The following is a 17,894-nucleotide window of genomic DNA, read 5'->3' on the forward strand; positions in this document are numbered from 1 at the left end:
GTAACAGGTCACGCCAATGTCACTTTCAGCGCGCATCGTCGTTTTTTCACCCCGTTTTGCGCGTCCACGGCCATGAGGTCTTAAAATAACGTTCCGGCGCGGCGTCGCGCCCCCGTTTCCAGCAAGCGAGTGAGATCGAGATGAGCACGAAAGTTTTTGTCGACGGACAGGAAGGCACGACCGGCCTGAAGATTTTTGAATACCTGTCGCAACGCGCCGACGTAGAGATCCTGCGCATCGAAGAAGCGCAGCGCAAAGACCTCGAAGAGCGGCGTCGTCTCATCAATGCGTCGGACGTCACGTTCCTGTGCCTACCCGATGTCGCGTCACGCGAATCCGCTTCGCTGGTCGCCAACGACCGCACCGTGCTGATCGACGCGAGCACCGCGTTTCGCACCGTGGCCGACTGGGCCTACGGCCTGCCCGAACTGGCCCGCTCGCAGCGCGAGCGTCTGCGCACGGCCAAACGCATCGCCGTGCCGGGCTGCCACGCGTCGGCCTTCGTGCTGGCCATGCGTCCGCTCGTCGAAGCCGGCGTGGTAGCGCCCGACTTCGCCGCGCATGCTTATTCGATCACCGGCTACAGCGGCGGCGGCAAGAAAATGATTGCCGACTACGAAGCCGGCGGCAACGACAGGCTCAAGAGCCCGCGTCCTTATGCGCTTGGCCTCACGCACAAGCATCTGCCGGAAATGGCCGCGCATACGGGTCTGACTTCGGCGCCGGTCTTCACGCCGATCGTCGGCGACTTCTACAAGGGTCTCGCGGTCACGACCTTCTTCTCGCCGAACCAGCTGGCCAAGAAGGCGACGCCGCAGGACGTGCAGGCGCTGTTCGCCGAATACTTCGCAGGCGAAGCTTTCGTGCGCGTCGCGCCGTTCGATGCGGACGCGAACCTGGACGGCGGCTTCTTTGACGTGCAGGCGAACAACGACACCAACCGCGTCGACCTGTTCGTGTTCGGCAACGAAGAGCGCTTCGTGACCGTCGCGCGTCTGGACAATCTGGGCAAGGGCGCGTCGGGCGCGGCGATCCAGTGCATGAATCTCGCAATCGGCGCGGCCGAAGAAGCCGGTTTGAAACGCTAAATAAATCGAATAGTTCCAGTACTACTTCAACGAGCCGGCCGCGAAGTTGCGGCCGTTTGTCGGCGTCGGGTGTCGTACAAGTCGAAAGGCCGATCCGATCATTTCCTTCCTGGCCGTCTCGTACAAATTCTGAGTTCTGCGCATTCAGCGCCAATACGACAAAGCCGGCGCCCCCGCACAACGGGCAGCCGGCTTTGTCTTTTCCGGACGACGCTCGAGAGATACGCGACGCCGGGAAATTCGGGGCAAAAAAAAGCCCGCCTATGTGGGCGGGCTGAATCCATATCAGAGGAGACATGGAGGAGACAAGACGTACTATAGCAAATGCTTTGGTGCGTCGCAACATATAAATTAGGGTTGACCCTTCGTGTTGTTTATATGCAACACTTTACGTCATGCCCTGTCGCCTTCCTTGACCGTGCGGAGCCGGCCGCGCGCCTAGTGGCGCACCAACGCCATCATTGCGCCGAAGCCGACGAACACGCCGCCCGTCAGGCGATTGAACATTCGCGCGACGCTGCGGCTCTTCAATCTGGCGCCGATGCGCGTGCCGAAACCCGCGTACACCAGATACCAGCTCACCTCGATCGCCGCAAAGGTGGCGACGAGCACGCCGAACTGCGGCAGCTTGGGCTGTGTGGCATCGATGAATTGCGGCAGCAGCGCGGCCGCGAACAGGATTGCCTTCGGATTGCTGCCGGCCACCAGGAAGCCGTTGCGAAACAGCGCGAAACGGGAGCGCGCGGGCTTGGCAGTGAGTTCGTCGAGGTTGCCGGCGGCGGACTCATCGGCTGGCGCGCGCCATGCCTTGATGCCCAGATAGACGAGGTAGGCTGCGCCGATCATGCGCAGCGCGTTAAACATGGCCGGCCAGGCCGCGAGGAATACGCCGAGACCCGCCGCCGAGACCGCCAGCATCAGCACCAGTGCCGACAGGCAACCTGCCATGGTCGCGCTGGAGCGGCGCAAGCCGTGCTGGGCGCCGTGCGTCATCACGAGCAGCATGTTCGGACCGGGAATGGCGGAAACGACGAAGACAGTGGCGACGAACAGCCACCAGGTATGCAGAGTCATTGGGATCGAGGTGGATTGAGATCGGGCGGCTATTATGCCCGCCTGCGTGGGTCCGCGGCCCGGTGATGTGGTGGCCGGAGCGGTGGTAGCGTCGCCGCGGTATGGCTTTGGCGTAGTGAGCGGCTTCCAGCCGCTCAATATGCTCCTTCGTCCCTTAACGCCCAGCCCGCCGTGCAGCCACCTGGCCGAGCACCGCAAAGTCCTTCTCACCATCGCCGTGCGCCACGGCTTCGATCAGACTATCCCGCACCACGCTGGCGATCGGCATCGGCGTCGTCACCGCATCGGCCGCGACCAGCGCAAGGCGCAGATCCTTCAGTCCGAGACGCGCCTTGAACAGCGCCGGTTCATAGCGCTGCTCCGCGATCATCTTGCCGTAGCCCGAATAAACCGGGCCGGGGAATATACCGCTCGTGATGACATCGAGAAAATCCTGCATCGCGAGACCATGGCCCGTTACCAGCGTCGCCGCTTCGCCGAGCGTCTCGATGGCCGAGCCCAGCATGAAATTCGCGGCAAGCTTCATCACGTTCGCCTGTTGCGGCAGCGATCCGATGCGCCAGGTCTTCTGGCCGATCACGTCGAAAACCGGCTGCACCCGGTCGATCGACTCGGCGGGCCCGCCGGCGACGATCGTCAGCTTGCCCGCGGCCGCGACATCAGGCCGCCCCAACACCGGTGCGGCAACGTAATTGACGCCACGCGACGCGTGCGCCGTCGCCAGTTCCTCGGCCAGCGCCACCGAGATCGTCGCCATGTTGACGTGGATCAGGCCACGCGGTGCATGCTCCAGCAGCGACGCGGTGATGACCTCGCGCAGTGCGCTATCGTCGGCCAGCATCGAGAACACCGCGTCGCCCGCAAACGCTTCGGCCGGCGTCGCGACGACTCGCGCGCCGAGCTCGGCGAGCGGGTGCGCCCGTTCCGGCGAGCGGTTCCATACGCGCACCTGATGCCCGGCTTTCAAAATGTTTGCAACCATCGCGGCGCCCATCTCGCCGAGACCGATAAAACCGATGTCCATCTGTCGCTCCGTCTTCTAAAGAACTGGAAGTAAAGCACACCCATGCGACACGTGCAGGACAGCGCGCAACAAAACACGGTGCGATACTGCTGTGATGGTCACCGCGACATTCCGCTTCTACGAGGAATTGAACGATTTTCTCGCCCGGCCGCTGCGCCGGCGCGCGTTCAGTTGCGCTTGCGCGCCCGGCGCCACCACCAAGCACATGATCGAGGCGCTCGGCGTGCCGCATACCGAGGTCGAACTGATTCTGGTGAACGGCGCGTCGGTCGGTTTCGATCATCCGTTGGCGGACGGCGATCGCGTAGCCGTTTATCCGAAGTTCGAAGCGCTCGACATCCAGCCGCTGCTGCGCGTGCGCGAACGGCCGCTACGGGTGGTGCGTTTCATCGCCGATGCGCATCTCGGCGGCCTCGCGCCGCTGCTGCGGCTCGCCGGCTTCGATACGCTATACGACAACCACTATCCCGACGCCGATATTGAAGCGCTCGCCGCCGCGCAACAACGCATCGTGCTGACACGCGACCGTGAGTTATTGAAACGCCGCAGCATCACGCATGGCTGCTACGTTCGTACGCTCAGGCCGCGCGAGCAATTGCGCGAAGTGTTTGAACGGCTCGATCTGGCCGGCAGCGCGCAGCCGTTCCGTCTATGTCTGATGTGCAATGCGCCGCTGCGCCGTATCGCCAAAGAGGAAGTCGGCGCCCGCGCGCCGGATGGCGTGTTGGCGCGGCATAGCCAGTTCGTCACCTGCGACGTGTGCCAACGCGTCTTCTGGGAGGGCACGCACTGGCAACGAATGCGCGCATTGATGGACAGCGTGGCGGCCGCGCCGGACCAGACCGACTGAGTTTCGCCAGGGGTTCGCGCCCGTGGCGCTGATGCTTCGGTTGCGACGCGGCCTGGGCGCTTCGGGCGCATCGGCTGCACCGCGCATATTGAACACACCGCCCGCCAACTACCGCCGATCCCGCGACGCGCGGCACGATGCGTACAATGCGGGATTACTTATCTGGCAGAGGCCTTCCGTATGGCGATGAAGAAAACCGACCTTGAAAAGAACAAGGCGCTCAAGCTGAACAACGCAATGAAGCAGGCAGCCGCCGACCGCTTCGGTAGAGCCGCCACGGCCGAGCCGAAGCTCGATCGCCGTGAGCAGCGCAAGCTCGATCAGGCGCAGGGCCTCGTCGCGTTCGCGTGCAAGCTGAACGGCGAACTGGTCGAAGAGCTGAAAACGCGCGCCGCCGCCCATCCCGAAGGGATGACCGGACTGCTGAACGAAGTGATCAAGCGTGGCCTCGCGGGCTGATCGCCGCAAAAAACCGCCGTCCATGCAAAAAGGCCAGAGCTTGTGCTCTGGCCTTTTTGCTGGCGACGCCTTTTTTCCGCACCAATGCTGCATTGGCCGGCTAGCGGCGCATTACGGCGAAGCGGGGCGGCTCGCCCGACGAATCGGGCATCAGCTTAGTTCGCCGCGCCCTTGTCGTTCGTGCCGGCGGCCGAAGCTGCTGCTGCAACCGGAGCACGCTTGCCGTGCGTCTTCAGCTGCTTGATGTGGTGCTTCTTCGGCGCGCTAGCTGCTGCGGCCGGCGCTGCTGCGTCCGATGCCTGTGCGAAAGCTTGAACGGAGACCAGCGCGATCGATGCGGCTGCGAGCGAGACGATAACTTTTTTCATGTGTTGTTCCCCAAACCTGGACGACTGAGTCAATGTGAATGAAATAGTTGCACGGCGAAGCAGACAAGGCTTGAGGCGCCTTCCCGTTCCCCGCGGGAGAGTATTACCCAGCGTAGGCGGTTTGTCATGCGCAAAACTCGATATGTATTTTCCGGGAGACAGCTTGCTTTCGTCACGCTTTCAATCATTAAGCATACCGTACCAGGGACATTACCTAGCTGGCATCAGACGAGATTGCGCAGCAGGCTGGCGGTTTCCTGCAAAGTCGGCAACACCCGATGCAGCGCGGCATTCGCGGATTCCTGGCCGATCGGCATGCTGACGCTGATGGCCGCCACCACCGAACCATGCCGGTCGCGCAACGGCACCGCGACGCCGCGCACACCCAGTTCGAGTTGCTGGTCGGTGACCACGTAACCATTGCGGCGGACTTCGCCGAGCACTTCGCGCAGCCGTTCGATCGTCGAATAGGTGTGCGGCGTGAACACCTTGATCGGATAGGACGCGAGCCACTGGTCGATGCTCTCCGGCGCCTGAAACGCCAGCAACACCAATCCCGCCGACGACAACGGCGCCGGCGCGCGCGAGCCGAGCACGAAGCCGACCGCCATCGCCCGGTTCACCCCGTTGCGCGCCACATACACCACGTCGTGTTCATCGAGAATTGCGACCAGTGCGGTTTCCTGCACGGTGGCGGTAATGCGCTGAAGAAACGGCTGCACGGTGCGCGGCAGGCGCGCCGAATCCAGATACGACTGGCCGAGCCGCAACACGCGCGGCGCGAGCCAGAAGAGCTTGCCGTCGGTATCCACGTAGCCGAGCTCGCGCAGCGTCAGCAGATAACGGCGCGCCGCCGTGCGCGACAGACCGGCGCGCGCGGCGACCATCGTCGGCGTCATGCGCGCATGCTCTTCGTCGAATGCTTCGATGATCGCCAACGCCTTCGCGGCGCCGGCGATCCAGTCTTTGTCGTCCATCGCGTTTGTCTGTAAATCGGCGGCCCCGGCAGGTTGGTCGTGAGGCGGGCGCGTGGCGGGCCGCATGGCCGATGCGCGATTATCGCGCGAGTCCGTTGATCTGCGCGTGGCGCGTTGGGGCAGCGGAATTTGCGATACAAACAACCAACAGTCTTGGCCGACGCAGCGGATTAAATACCCGATGGTTCGGATAACCCATCAATCCGCGCGTCAACTGTGACCGACAGCGCGGAGTTCGCGAAGGCGTTGCTCGCAGGGTTGCCGGGTGCCCGCGTATCATGTGGGCGGTCCCAAACCGGTGGCGCGGGCGCGGCCGAAGCTGATGCTCGTCGGGCGCTTCGCGTTGCGCCACGACACGCTCATGCTGGCAATCGCGCAATTCGTGACGTGCGGGCTCGCGTGCCTCGCCGTCGGCCTCGTCGTCGAGCCCATCAGTCTTGCCGTGATCGCACGCGCCGCGCCGACGATTGCATACGGCGGGGCGCTGTCCGTGGGCGTCGCCTATACGATTCAGGTGGTCGCGCAAAAATATGCGGCGCCGTCGCATGCGGCGGTGATCTTCAGCATGGAAGGCGTGTTCGCAGCGCTCGCGGGTTGGCTCGTGCTTGGCGAAATGCCGTCGACGCGCGCGCTGCTCGGATGCGCGCTAATGTTGGCGGGATTGATCGTGTGTCAGGTGATGCCGGGCTGGCGACGCGGGCGCGATCGCGTGTCTCAGGCGTCGTGACGACGTAGCCGGTCGCCCGATGCCGGTCGCCCGATGCCGGTCGCCCGATGCCGCGCCGAAGCGCGCGAGATGCGCGCAGGCAATCAGCGCCGTTCCGTTGCCTGAGCGCGCGCTATGCGGCGCGCGGACGGGCGGAAAAGCTCGACCTATCGGCGGTTGGCGGAAACACACACCAGCAGCCGTCGTCGTGACGAAAGAAAAACAAACCTCGTGAGCCTGTCTCAACGGAAGTTTCGACGCGTACATAACGCCGGCCCCCCAGTCGGGTGCGGCTGAATTCGGTGACGTGAACCGCCGCGGAAGGCGCCGGCGCGAGCCACTTTTCAACCAGAAAACGCAGCGACTGCTCGCTCGCGGCTCTCATGATCCGCTCCGGACCGGCTTGTCCTGACGCGCGTCGCGCGTGGACTCGGTGCTGTCGTCGTTGTCGGCGGCGTCCGCTTCTCGTTCAGCGGATGCGAGGGCCATGGCCCGGTTGGTGGCTGCCGCCCGCAGCGTGCTGCAATGGGTGGCATGTCGGATATCCGAGAGAAGACGGACTAGCTGTCGTGCTGATCTGCGTTTCATACATCCCCCCGCACTGCACCAATAACCTCAGAAAACACTTTAACTCTATGCCTGGATCGGGCGTTGCCAAAATGGTTTTGACTAAATAGCAACAGTTGCGCTTGCAAAAATTGAGACGCAATCTTTATACCGTCCAGCTTCAATGTGCACGTCTGATGAGGGGTGGTCTGTTCGCTGGCGAGCGCTTCGCGTGCTTGAAAACCGGGCGCGACGGCCTGTCGAGAATTCGGTTGGGAACCGAGTTATCCACAATTGCCTATGAATAACTTCGGGATAGCGCATGGAACAGCCTGTGTGCTGAATCTTGATAAAACGGGCCGGCATCCAGGTCCGGTCAAAGTTAACCCAGTTTTGTAGTTTTTCTACAGACGTGTTCCGCACGGTTATGGATTTCGCACGACGTTGATGTGACGGAACATTTGAGAGTTATCCACAGAACGGGTTAACCCTTGTTAATTACTACTACATATATGTACATCTGAAGTAAAAGACCTGGGATAAGTGCCGCCGCGCGATGAGATCGAAGGCTGATCAGGACTTGATCAGCCCCAACCCCGCGAACCCCGGCAGATACGTCACGGCGGTACGCCGACTCCGCTTGCCGGTTGAACGGCCGCCGGCTGACCGATTGCATCGGGCAATTCGGGAACGGGCGCGGGAACGGGCGCCGGCGTCGTCACTTCAGCCGGCACCGGCAACAGACGCGTTTCGATACGGCTAGTAGCGACCGGCTGCGTGCGCACGACGGTTTGCAGATAGTGATCGACGAGACCGAAGAACCGGTCGTAGAACTTGCCCGACGGAATGGTCTCGCTCGAGATCTTGACCATCGCATCACTGTTCGAGCGGATCGGCAGCGAAAGTGAACCCAGCACGCTGAGCCCGACACTCGCCGAGGTATCGCTTTTCTTCAGCGCAAAGCCGTTCTGCACGGCATTGACATAAACGATGCTCGTATCGCTCGCCTCTTCACCCGGCGTGCAGACCACATGAAACTCGACGACGACGTGGGTATCGCCCGTCGGCTGGAAGTTCTTGGTTCCGTCGACGGAATCGTTGCGCGTCATCGTCGTCAGGTAGCCCTGGCTCAGTAACGCGCGGCGCGCGGCTTCGCAGCTATCTGTGGTGCTCGAATTGAAATTGCGTGCGTAAGGGCTCGCGCCGGTTTCGAACAATTCCTGCTGGAATTTCGGCTGCGGCGCGCTGCTGCACGCGGCGAGGGTCAGCAGGCCGAACAGGGCCGCGGTCGTGGTTCTGGAAAACGAGGTCAACATGGTCGATCGCAAGGGGGCGCTGCTTGAGCGCGAATGGGATTTCATTGTAGAGCGGGCGGCCAGGTGTGCGTAAAAGCACGCAGCGTCCGCCGGATGCAGCCCGACACGGCGTGGCGAGCGCCTACCACAGCGAGAGTGCGCAGCCGCCATAAACGAAAGAGAGAGGAAAAGAAAGCGCGGGATCGTGCTCAGCGCGACGCCGCTGGCAAACCGCCCGACGCTGACGCCGACGCCGCGCCACTCACCCGTGCGGCATTGATCGCCGGCATGGTAAACGCGTTCGCCCAGTAGACCGGCGCCGCGCAACGGTCGGCTTCGCAGGTGTCGGCCTGCGCATCCGGATGCTGGCTGGCGTCTTGCGGCGCGGCGACCGCGGCAAAGTCTTCGACGCGCAAACTCACCTTTTGCGCATACGCCTTCGACCCGCCGTAGCTCTTGAGTGCCGCGTTCATGTCGCCGTTGGCCGAACGCATGTAGCCGTACAGGATCGCCGAGCCCACGTCGATGTTCGCGGTCGGCTCGGTGAGGTCCTTGACGTTCCTCAGCAGCCCGCGATGAGCCTGCGGCACGACCTGCATCAGCCCGGTCGCGCCGTTGGCGCCTTTGGCTTTTTCCTTGAAGCGGGATTCGATCGAGATGATGGCCAGCAGGAGCGCCGGCGGGAGGGAATATTTCGAAGCGGCGGATTGCACCGCATCGGAAATCTGTCGAGCTTTATCCTTTGCCAGACCGAACTTGTGCGTCAGATACGCGGACATGCGGTCGGTATTTTCGTCAGCCGTTGCGGTTTGCATCAGGCCGAGCGAAAGCACGATCAGGCAAAGTAACCGGCTCATAACGGCGGACGGAAAAGGGAGGAATCTTCATATTATAGCGTAGCCCCAATAAGAGCCACCCGGCAGCTGGAATTTCGCTTTGAAATCAAGGTCGACCGGGCGCCGGCATGCTTTATCTCGCTTTTTTCGCGCTCAGATCGTAGCCGTCGTTCAGCGTGGTGAGGAAGGCCGCGACATCGTCGATATCCTGCGCCGACCAAACCGGGCGCTCGCCTGCTTTGCGCGTGAGCGGCTCGTCTGTCGTGTCGACGTTCACGCGTAAAGCGACCGGCAAGTCGTTGAACTTGTCGACTTTGCCGTGCGCATCTTTCGGATACCACTTCGCCGGATTGGTATCGCGCTGCACGTAGAAACGCAACCCGTCCTTCAGCGTATGGAAGCGGCCGTTGTGGAAAAACACGTGGCGAGTCGCCGTGTTGCGCAGCGACACCGACTTGAACAGCCCGCAGTTGGTTTTCTCGTTCGCCTGATCGGTGCGCAACGGCCCGCACAAGCCCATATCGAAGTACTTCGGATCAGCGTTCGCACGCAGCTCGGGATTGCGCGGCACGCCGAGCGCCTGGAAATTGAAGTCGGTGAAAAGCGGATGGGCGCGGTTCACACCCGATTGGTCGATGTGGCAGGAGGCGCAATTGCTGCCCTCAGGACTGTCAAACAGTTTTTTGCCTCTCGACTCTTGTGCCGTTAGTTGCAATTTTCCGTTGAGGTAGTAATCGAACTTGCTGGTGTACGGGTGAAAACTCGGGTCTTCCAGCTCGAAGCGCTCGATCGCATACATCGCCTGCGTGAACGCCTTGGCGCGGTCCGCGAAGATGTTCTGGCCGAACACTTCCTTGAAGCGCGCCGCGTACGGCGCGCGCTCCAGCTTGGCGAGCACCGCGGCCGGATCCTTGTTGGCCATCTCTTTCGGATTGAACAGCGGGAACGTCGCCTGATCGTGCAGCTTGTTAAAGCGGCCGTCCCAGCCGAAGCCACCCATCGGCGCGTTGTCCGTTTCGCTGAGCCGTCCGGACAGGCTCGCCGCCTGCGGATGGCTCCATATCGGCGTGCGGTTGAGTACGTAGCGCAGGCTCGGCACGGCGCGCGTGCCTTGCGCGCACATCTCTGCCCCGTCCCGCGGCGCCGCCAGGCCGTTGGGCGGCCCGTATGCGTGCGATGGGCTATGACAGCTCGCGCGCGACATCTTGCGACAGATACGGTGCCTTGCTGTTCGCGCCGAACGTGGTCGCGTAGTTTTCGTTTTCGAGTGTGATGATGAAGACGTGTCTGATCTGCTGCTGTCGTGTCACTTTCAGCGACGAGGACGACGAGCCGCAAGCCGCGACGATCAAACCAACCAAGGCCGCGCAAACGACCATGAGGAATGCCCGCAACCCGCGTCGATATCGCTGACGACGGTCTGCCGTCTCGCCTATTCATCGCATCGTCATCACGCGTTGATTCGAGAATGGTTGTGTCACGAGACTCGCGCACGGCTGCGGGACTGCGCGCGTGCCGCAAGAACACCGCCCAACGCGCCGCCGATATGGCTCTGCCACGACACGCCGGAAAAGAGCGGCAACACGCCGAACAGCATGGTCAGGCCGTAGCTGCTCGCAACGAGCAGCGCCACGAGTATCGAGACGAGGTTGCGGGTGTAGAAGCCCCGGCCCACCAGGTAGGCTGCATAGCCGAATATCAGTCCGCTCGCACCGATATGTACCGAATTGGGCGCACCGAATAGCCATGCGCAGCAACCGGCACCCAGCATCGCGCCTAACGTTGCATGCCAGAAGTTGGCAATGCGCGGCCACAAGCACAGCCAGCCCAGGACGAGCAGCCCGCTAGTGTTGACGGCAATATGTCCGAGGCTCGCATGCAGCCATGGAGCGATCAGGATGCCTTGCAGGCCGCCGAGCGTGCGCGGCACGACACCGTGCTGGTTGAGATTCAGAAACGGCAACGCGGCCGACAGAAAGAACACTGCCCACATCGACCCGACGAAAAGCGCGAGCAGCGCGACTCGCGCCTTGAGTTGCGCGGCTAGCGTGTCCCTGGCGGCCGGCGCGCCGGCGAACCGTCTCGCAGGTTGCGGCATTACGGGTTGCTCCAGATCGGCAGCTTACTCATTGAATTGTCGTTGCTCGTGATAACGCCAGATTGGACCTGGTTTTATCAGCGGTGTTGCGGTCTCTCAAGTTCCCCACCGGATGTGCCGATAAGACGTAATGAGAACAACGACATAAGCGTTTTATCGTGATCAGCGTAAAAGCCTTCATGCCATCCGTGTTTGTCGCACTGATGCTGTCCGCCTGCGCGCCGTCGATACCGGTTCAGAACACACAATTCGTACCGGTCACGGCGACACAGCAGCGCGTCCGGATTGTCAGTCAAGTCGACGTCCGGCTCACGTCCGGGTATTCGCGGCAGGTGCGCGGCGGTTCGTTGTGGCGGCCCGTCGGACAGGTACCGCAGGGACTCGTTCTCCAGCCAGTCGGTAGTGTGTTCACCATCGAAGGACGTCAGGTCCACGAAGCGTATCTGGTAGTCAAGGAGGACGCGCTGGTGGGCTTTTACCTGCCCGGCGAATCCCACTTTTCCCCTTTGGCATCCCCCCAATCCATAACAACCGAGAGATCGAATGACTAAGTTGCTCAAAGTATTGGCCACCAGCGCATTGGTGGCACTCGTCGCGTCCGGCTGCGCGAGCGGCCCGCAGTATAAGGAGGTTGCGTCCTCTATTCCGACCTTGAAAGACGCGCAAGGCCGAATCTATTTCTATCGTTCGGGCTCGATGTTCGGCGCGGCGCTGCAACCTGGCATCAATCTGAACGGCACGCCGGTCGGAAAATCGCAACCGGGTGGATTCTTCTTTGTTGATGAACCCGCCGGCCAGTACGTCGTGACGACCGCCACCGAGACCGAGAAAACGGTGTCGTTCAAGCTCGATGCGGGTGAAACGAAATACGTGAAGACCAGCGTCGGGTTTGGAATACTCGTGGGTCGCATTATCCCCACGTTGGAATCGGCCGACGAAGCGGCAAAGAACCTCGAGAGCCTGCACTACACCGGGGCTCCGAGTACGTCCGCGTCGAAGTAAATCGACGGGAAGCGAATCACTGAATCGGTTCGTGTACGGCGCAGAACAAAGGGCGCTGAATTAACTTCAGCGCCCTTTGGCAGATTGTCCTATTTACGCGTTGTCGCTTGAAGCTCTCGGAGCTAGCGATGTTGTTGTTAAATAGAGAGCTTTCCAAAAACAACAGTGGTATCTGTGAAAGTCTTATGGGGCGGGTCATCCAGCGATATCGGATAGTTGGACGGGGAGGCTTGGCCGACCCATTGAAAAAGACCTAAAAGTCAAAACACGGTTCGGCAAAAATACCCCCCCGGTGCAGCAATCGAAATATCGCCAAGGCCTCACTCGCAAAGGCTTTGGCGGCAGTGAGACCGGCGCTGAAACCGTTGCCGACGCCTCAAAAGCTGATGAAAAAGGCAACTCTCCCTTCGCGACTCAGACGACAAAGCCGACGTCAAAGCGTTGCATGCGCAATTTCAGCAAGCGGCTCTCGAAGGTCGTCGCGCAATGGTCGCAAGCGGCAACCTTCTTCCGGAGCAGGAGTTTCGCAAACGCCTCGGTGTCACCCGAAAGCGCCTGAGCCACCTCCTGGCTGACGGCAGCGTATTTACCCTCGAAGTCGACGGACGCGTCTACTTCCCCGCCTCGCTCGCAGATGCGAGTGAGTGTCTTTGATGAAGCGGGAAAACAAATTTCGACGGGTCATCTCGCCGAATATCCACGGTTTACCGCTGGAGCCCTTCTTCGATTGGCAGTCGGGTCAGACCGATGTCCGAATGCGGTTCAGTATCACGTCGGCGTCAACAGCCCGCAGCATTCACGCAGCTATACTATCTGAATGAGGTCGCCGCTTAATGTGCACGATGTGGCCTTTTCATGCGGTTGAATCCGTTGGCTCTTTCCCGTCCACCTTGCCGTCCCAAGGAGCTGCCGGCAATGAGTTCTTCACCCAGCGTATCGGCAGAGGCGGAAACACCCGGTGAAGCCCGTTCCCCTGGTAGCGAGCGCGCAGGCTGGATAACCGCTGAAATGCCGGTTGCTGACGCTTTCTCGCTTCTCGCTGCCGTGGTCGCCGAGGAGGCGAGCCGGCGAGTTCGTAAGCTTGATTCGAAAGCAGACCCTGAAGTGCTGCACAAGCTTCGCGTTGCGCTGCGCCGGATGCGCTCGCTATGGTGGGCATATGAACCGCTGCTCGACAGGAAGGACGCGAAATTTCAGCGCAGCGAGTTCAAGTCCCTGGCCAGCGCCGCAGGCAAGACGCGAGATTGGGATGTCTTGCGTGACCTTCTTCTGGCTGGCGAGTCGATGCAGCATTCGTTTACATTGCTACTCAGGTCTGTTGACGCGCATCGCGCCGACGCGCTGTGTTTCAGCCGCACGGCAATCGGAAATGCGGGCGTTGAGCGAATTCTGGAGAGCGCCCTGGTGGGAGCGCGATATCAGCTGGATTTACGAGCTACCCGTCCAACGCTGGCGAAGTTTGCCGAAGACCGCGTCGTGTCGGCCGAGAAAGCGCTGAAGAAGCGCGTGAAACGGGCGGTGTCGCATGACGACTCGGGCTACACAGCGCTTCACGAGGTGCGAATCTCGGGAAAGAGGCTGCGGTACCTGCTGGAGTTCTTTTCGCGAGTCCTCGAAGGCAACCATCAAGCGACGATTGAGCGGTTGACGTCCGTGCAGGACGAGCTCGGGAAGCTCAACGACATCGTCACGAGCGAAACGCTGCTTCGAGAGTATTCGCCCCAACTCGGTGAACACACCGTGGTCAAGGAAGCTGTCAGGTATCTGGAAGAGCAGAAAAAGCATCGGATGCGAACCGCGCGGGACATTCTGCGCACGGGATGGTAGTCAGTTGCCGAACCCAGCAAATCCAGCGATTGGCTTAGCCAGTCCTGGATTTTCGCTTCTTCGTTTCGACGCGGCGCGAGAGGTCCGTCAACAGCCACTTTGCGACGACTTCCGGCATGTTCATGCCGTATTCCGTGGTGCTCTCCTGGGGTTGAGCGAGATGGGAACCGCGACAGCGGGAACTGATTAGACGATGTTGGTGGCCCGCACGCAAATTGAATCGGCCTATTGCGCAGACATACAGTCGATTTCTTTTTGTCTGTAGAGAGATGCGCTTGTGCCTTCCTGGTCAGGGTGTGTTTACTACACGTTCCTGCATTTCGTGCCCTCGGTCAGCCAAATGCACACGCCGGACGCCCACCGCACAATTCCAGTCGTTTCAGCGACTTGTGCCGCTTGCCCATGAATTGTCCACAGCCTTGCGAACAGAATATGTGGACAACTTGACGGTCCTGCTCGGAGGGGGTCATCTCCAAGGCAGTCCCGTAATCACCGATAAACGGTATATACTGTTTATATCGTTTGTCAATCCGGAGATTGTCATGAGTGAGCCCAGCATGAGGAAGCCAACGAAGAAGGCCTTTCACTTTCCGAAGAATGCCAACGGCCACGCGAAAGCCGACGGGAAGCAGGCCAGTGAGGAAAGCGCTGCAGCCGCCGCAGCCCCAGATGCCAAACCGGCCCCGGCGAAGGCTGTCAAACAGAAGCGTGCGAAACCCATTGATGCTGCAGAAGTCAGTCCTGTCGCGGAGATGAAAGCAAAACGCGCGAAGAAAGAGAAGGTGGTGCGCGACAGCTTCACGATGCCGAAGTCCGACTACGAGAAAATCGCGGCACTGAAACAGAAGTGTCTTGACGCAGGCGTCTCGGTGAAAAAAAGTGAGCTTCTTCGCGCTGGCCTGCTTTTGCTGGACTCGGCTCCCACCACCGAGGGTCTGCTGGCCGCTGTTTCTGCGGTCGAGACCGTCAAGACTGGCCGGCCAGCAGAATCGTAGTGTCACGACGCCCCGGGCGGGCTATCAACACGAGCCCGGGCGAGCACTGCGCTTCGCTTGATACTTACGCACATGTCGCACAGCTTCGCTCGCGCGTCCATTCGACACCAGCATGCCGTGACGCAGCGGGTGCTAAACCGGACGGCGATTACATAACCAGCCGGGGCGGCTGACGGGGATTCCGATGCCCGATAAGCACCTTTCCAGTCGATTCGATGCGGACCTCAATCAGGTGCTCTCGAAAGTCTTCGAGATGGGGGGCATCGTTGAGTCACAGGTCGTCAATGCGATGCAGGCACTCAGCCACCGCGATTTGGACCTGGTCGACCGAATCCTCGTCGACGAGCGCCGACTCAATGCAATGGAAGCGGAAGTTGATGAGGCGTGCATCAACATTATCGCGCGGCGCCAGCCCGCTGCACGAGACCTGCGGCTGCTGATGTCAATCTCGAAGACCGTCGCGAACCTCGAGCGTGCCGGGGATGAGGCGCGGAAGGTCGCGAAGCGGACTCGACGCATTGCGGAGAACGACAACGCCAGAACCATCAATATCGCGGAAATTTCGTTGTCCGGCGAGATGGCCATTACTATCTTGCGCCGTGCGCTCGATGCCTTCGCGCGCCTTGATACTGTCGCGGCAGCTCAAGTCGTCCGCGATGATGAAGCTATCGACGAACATTTTCGTGCATTCGAATACAAACTGGTGTCGTCCATGAAGGAGGACCCTCGAACCATCTCCGTCGGGCTGGACTACTTCTTCATTGCCAAGGCGATTGAACGCATCGGCGACCATGCGACAAACATAGCGGAGCTAATCATCTATATCGTCAAAGGCAAGGACGTTCGCCACATTCCCCCTGAACAGGTCTTGCGCGCGGCCCTGAGTGAATGAAAGATCGCGCAAGCGGGGCGAAGCCAAAAGCGCATCCGTGGTGAAGACGGAGTGACGATTGCCGGAGTGGCGCTCCTTAAGAGTATTAGCATCCATCGCGCTGATTGCGTGCGATGCCAAGGTGCGACGGTCAACGGAAAACGGCTGGCGTGTGCCCTGAGCGTCATCGCCGGCAACACCAAGTACGGACGATACTATGACTGCGCGCTTCTAAAGCTCGCAGTACAAATTGTGGCCAATCCTGCCCGTCTTTCAGGGATTGCGACCACGCGTGCGGCAGGCCAGACGTCGGTAGAAGCGGACCCGACGGCGCCGAGCAAACCGAACGTCCTCAATCAGACGGGCAACGGAACATTCCCGTGGTGTGTGAAGAAGGACGTGGTGATTGCCGACGGCTTCGTCGAGGTCAAGCTCAAGCCGCTACCTGGAAAAGAGGATCAGGCCGGCGGCGTCGTATGGCGCTGGGAGAGCGGCGACAGCTACTACCTCGCGCGCGTGAATGCCTTGGAGAACAACGTCACCCTCTACTATGTCAAGCGAGGGCAACGGCATGAGCTCAACGCAGTCGATGTCGAAGTTCGTCGCAACGTCTGGCAAACCCTCCGCGTCGAGTTCGATGGCGCGCGCATCCGCGTGGTATTCAACGGTAAGCTCTACATTGAAACAGACGACCGCCACATTGGAGCGCCCGGCGCCGTCGGGGTCTGGACGAAAGCCGACAGCGTGACGGCTTTCGACGACTTCACGTACGACGGGAAGCCCTGATAGCCATCACGTGGGGTTAATGGCTATGGCGGTGATGGATGTCCGGAAAATGCGGATGCTTGTGCGTAACGGGCTCGTGCCGATGCGCATGGGTGTGAGGTTCCTTTCCATCCCACGGGAAGTCGTGAACGTGCTGATGATGTTCATCGTGGCGATGCCTGTGATTGTGTTCCAGCGTGTCGTGCGTGTGAGCGTGCTCATGGCGCTCACGCAGGTGCAGCCATACACCCAATGCCATTAGCGCTGCGGCGGCCCAGAAAAGGAGCGACGGCATTTCGGGCCAAAGAATTAGCGACAGCGCAACACCGAAGAGAGGCGCGACCGAAAAATACGCTCCCGTCCGCGCCGTACCGAGGTTTCGCAGCGCAACCACGAATAGCACCAGGCTCACGCCGTATCCAGCAAAACCGGTCAGCATGGCTGCGGCTGTTTTGCCGACGCTGGGCAGGTGGGCGCCCAGCAGTAGCGCGATAAGCAGATTCACCGAACCTGCGACCAGGCCTTTCAGGCAGGCAATGACCATTGCATCGTTGGTCGAGACCTTGCGCGTCAGGTTGTTGTCGATAGCCCAGCAGGCGCATGCTCCGACTATCAGCAATGCGCCGAGCGGAACGCCCGCCGCGCCAGGATGCCACGACAGCAACACACCGCCTCCGACAATTGCCACCATCCCCAGGAAGACCTGCAGGTCGACATTCTCACGAAATACGACCCACGCAATCACTGCCGTAAACACGCCCTCCAGATTCAGCAACAGTGAACTCGTCGCAGCAGGTGTCGTGCTGAGGCCGAGCATCAGCAGCGCTGGTCCGGCGACACCGCCGGCAAGAATTGCCCCAAGCAGCCACGGGATTTCCACTACCTGAATGCGGCTTTCGTTCTGGCGCTCGTGAGCGCTCCGTTTCAGGCGCTGGACAACTATCGTCGCAGCGAGTCCCAGGCCACTGCCGAGGTAGAACAGCCCTGCGACCATGAAGGGTGACAGCGTGCCGAGAAGCGTCTTGGCGAGTGGCGTAGTCGCACCAAAAAGCGCAGCGGCCAGCAGTGCCGTGAATGCGGCATTAAAACGTGTGTTCATCGCAAAGGCTTCCA

The 17,894-nt window shown here is 60.9% G+C and carries 21 protein-coding genes and 1 pseudogene; 11 read left to right on the forward strand and 11 right to left on the reverse strand.

The window, feature by feature from the left end:
- The first annotated feature begins 140 nt into the window (after window positions 1-140).
- Window positions 141-1,088 carry an N-acetyl-gamma-glutamyl-phosphate reductase gene (gene argC, locus HV744_RS28970; protein ID WP_175152791.1) on the forward strand — a complete coding sequence of 316 codons (948 nt, stop codon included), beginning with the start codon at window positions 141-143 and terminating at the stop codon, window positions 1,086-1,088.
- Window positions 1,089-1,526: 438 nt separating this feature from the next.
- Here the strand turns inward: argC and HV744_RS28975 are convergent, their stop codons facing one another.
- The gene (locus HV744_RS28975; RefSeq protein ID WP_175152792.1) at window positions 1,527-2,162 is read right to left on the reverse strand and encodes a LysE family translocator; all 636 of its coding nucleotides are present in this window, start codon (window positions 2,160-2,162) and stop codon (window positions 1,527-1,529) included.
- Window positions 2,163-2,316: 154 nt separating this feature from the next.
- The gene (locus HV744_RS28980; protein WP_175152793.1) at window positions 2,317-3,186 is read right to left on the reverse strand and encodes an NAD(P)-dependent oxidoreductase; all 870 of its coding nucleotides are present in this window, start codon (window positions 3,184-3,186) and stop codon (window positions 2,317-2,319) included.
- A gap of 94 nt (window positions 3,187-3,280) precedes the next feature.
- Here HV744_RS28980 and HV744_RS28985 point away from each other — a divergent pair, with 94 nt between their 5' ends.
- Entirely contained in the window at window positions 3,281-4,036 is a 756-nt protein-coding gene (locus tag HV744_RS28985; protein WP_175152794.1) for a Mut7-C RNAse domain-containing protein, read from the forward strand.
- A 180-nt stretch (window positions 4,037-4,216) separates the two neighbouring features.
- Window positions 4,217-4,495: a hypothetical protein gene (locus HV744_RS28990; RefSeq protein WP_175152795.1), complete on the forward strand. Its 279-nt coding sequence runs from the start codon at window positions 4,217-4,219 to the stop codon at window positions 4,493-4,495.
- Between the two features lie 155 nt (window positions 4,496-4,650).
- Here the strand turns inward: HV744_RS28990 and HV744_RS28995 are convergent, their stop codons facing one another.
- Both HV744_RS28995 and HV744_RS29000 read right to left on the reverse strand, forming a co-directional pair.
- A complete protein-coding gene (locus tag HV744_RS28995) occupies window positions 4,651-4,863 on the reverse strand; it encodes a hypothetical protein (protein WP_064268285.1) in 213 nt (70 codons plus the stop codon).
- A 224-nt stretch (window positions 4,864-5,087) separates the two neighbouring features.
- Window positions 5,088-5,840, reverse strand: coding sequence for an IclR family transcriptional regulator domain-containing protein (locus HV744_RS29000; protein ID WP_175152796.1), 753 nt, complete (start codon window positions 5,838-5,840; stop codon window positions 5,088-5,090).
- A 316-nt stretch (window positions 5,841-6,156) separates the two neighbouring features.
- Between HV744_RS29000 and HV744_RS29005 the strand changes: the two are divergent.
- Window positions 6,157-6,567, forward strand: a pseudogene (locus HV744_RS29005) (EamA family transporter); the annotation flags it as partial.
- A gap of 112 nt (window positions 6,568-6,679) precedes the next feature.
- Here the strand turns inward: HV744_RS29005 and HV744_RS37685 are convergent.
- The 6 genes from HV744_RS37685 to HV744_RS29030 all read right to left on the reverse strand — a co-directional run bounded on the left by HV744_RS37685 (window position 6,680) and on the right by HV744_RS29030 (window position 11,321).
- Window positions 6,680-6,931 (reverse strand): hypothetical protein, encoded by a 252-nt coding sequence (locus tag HV744_RS37685; RefSeq protein WP_246279236.1) that lies wholly within the window; start codon window positions 6,929-6,931, stop codon window positions 6,680-6,682.
- A gap of 778 nt (window positions 6,932-7,709) precedes the next feature.
- Complete coding sequence (locus tag HV744_RS29010; protein ID WP_175152797.1) at window positions 7,710-8,408, reverse strand: DUF2242 domain-containing protein; 699 nt, start codon at window positions 8,406-8,408, stop codon at window positions 7,710-7,712.
- A gap of 188 nt (window positions 8,409-8,596) precedes the next feature.
- Window positions 8,597-9,244 (reverse strand): transglycosylase SLT domain-containing protein, encoded by a 648-nt coding sequence (locus HV744_RS29015; RefSeq protein ID WP_175152798.1) that lies wholly within the window; start codon window positions 9,242-9,244, stop codon window positions 8,597-8,599.
- Window positions 9,245-9,356: 112 nt separating this feature from the next.
- On the reverse strand, window positions 9,357-10,427 hold the full coding sequence (locus HV744_RS29020) for a cytochrome-c peroxidase (RefSeq protein WP_175152799.1): 1,071 nt from the start codon (window positions 10,425-10,427) through the stop codon (window positions 9,357-9,359).
- A complete protein-coding gene (locus HV744_RS29025; protein WP_246279237.1) occupies window positions 10,405-10,617 on the reverse strand; it encodes a hypothetical protein in 213 nt (70 codons plus the stop codon). Before HV744_RS29025 ends, HV744_RS29020 begins: the two co-directional genes overlap by 23 nt.
- 83 nt (window positions 10,618-10,700) lie before the next feature.
- On the reverse strand, window positions 10,701-11,321 hold the full coding sequence (locus HV744_RS29030; protein ID WP_175152800.1) for a rhomboid family intramembrane serine protease: 621 nt from the start codon (window positions 11,319-11,321) through the stop codon (window positions 10,701-10,703).
- 158 nt (window positions 11,322-11,479) lie between these two features.
- On the opposite strand from HV744_RS29030, the gene HV744_RS29035 reads away from it, so the two are divergent.
- The 7 genes from HV744_RS29035 (at window position 11,480) to HV744_RS29065 (ending at window position 16,802) form a co-directional block, all read left to right on the forward strand.
- The gene (locus HV744_RS29035; protein WP_246279238.1) at window positions 11,480-11,872 is read left to right on the forward strand and encodes a hypothetical protein; all 393 of its coding nucleotides are present in this window, start codon (window positions 11,480-11,482) and stop codon (window positions 11,870-11,872) included.
- Entirely contained in the window at window positions 11,865-12,323 is a 459-nt protein-coding gene (locus tag HV744_RS29040) for a DUF2846 domain-containing protein (protein ID WP_175152801.1), read from the forward strand. Before HV744_RS29035 ends, HV744_RS29040 begins: the two co-directional genes overlap by 8 nt.
- Window positions 12,324-12,615: 292 nt before the next feature.
- Window positions 12,616-12,882 (forward strand): hypothetical protein, encoded by a 267-nt coding sequence (locus HV744_RS29045; protein WP_175152802.1) that lies wholly within the window; start codon window positions 12,616-12,618, stop codon window positions 12,880-12,882.
- 356 nt (window positions 12,883-13,238) lie between these two features.
- A complete protein-coding gene (locus HV744_RS29050; RefSeq protein WP_175152803.1) occupies window positions 13,239-14,150 on the forward strand; it encodes a CHAD domain-containing protein in 912 nt (303 codons plus the stop codon).
- A 542-nt stretch (window positions 14,151-14,692) separates the two neighbouring features.
- Window positions 14,693-15,145: a hypothetical protein gene (locus HV744_RS29055; protein ID WP_175152804.1), complete on the forward strand. Its 453-nt coding sequence runs from the start codon at window positions 14,693-14,695 to the stop codon at window positions 15,143-15,145.
- A gap of 184 nt (window positions 15,146-15,329) precedes the next feature.
- On the forward strand, window positions 15,330-16,037 hold the full coding sequence (phoU, locus tag HV744_RS29060) for a phosphate signaling complex protein PhoU (protein WP_175152805.1): 708 nt from the start codon (window positions 15,330-15,332) through the stop codon (window positions 16,035-16,037).
- 51 nt (window positions 16,038-16,088) lie between these two features.
- Window positions 16,089-16,802 (forward strand): 3-keto-alpha-glucoside-1,2-lyase-like domain-containing protein, encoded by a 714-nt coding sequence (locus HV744_RS29065; protein ID WP_175152806.1) that lies wholly within the window; start codon window positions 16,089-16,091, stop codon window positions 16,800-16,802.
- 16 nt (window positions 16,803-16,818) lie between these two features.
- Here HV744_RS29065 and HV744_RS29070 read toward each other — a convergent pair whose 3' ends face one another.
- Window positions 16,819-17,880: a DMT family transporter gene (locus tag HV744_RS29070; RefSeq protein WP_175152836.1), complete on the reverse strand. Its 1,062-nt coding sequence runs from the start codon at window positions 17,878-17,880 to the stop codon at window positions 16,819-16,821.
- Window positions 17,881-17,894: the final 14 nt, after the last annotated feature.

It is taken from the genome of Paraburkholderia ultramafica (assembly GCF_902859915.1).
GTDB classification, from domain to species: domain Bacteria; phylum Pseudomonadota; class Gammaproteobacteria; order Burkholderiales; family Burkholderiaceae; genus Paraburkholderia; species Paraburkholderia ultramafica.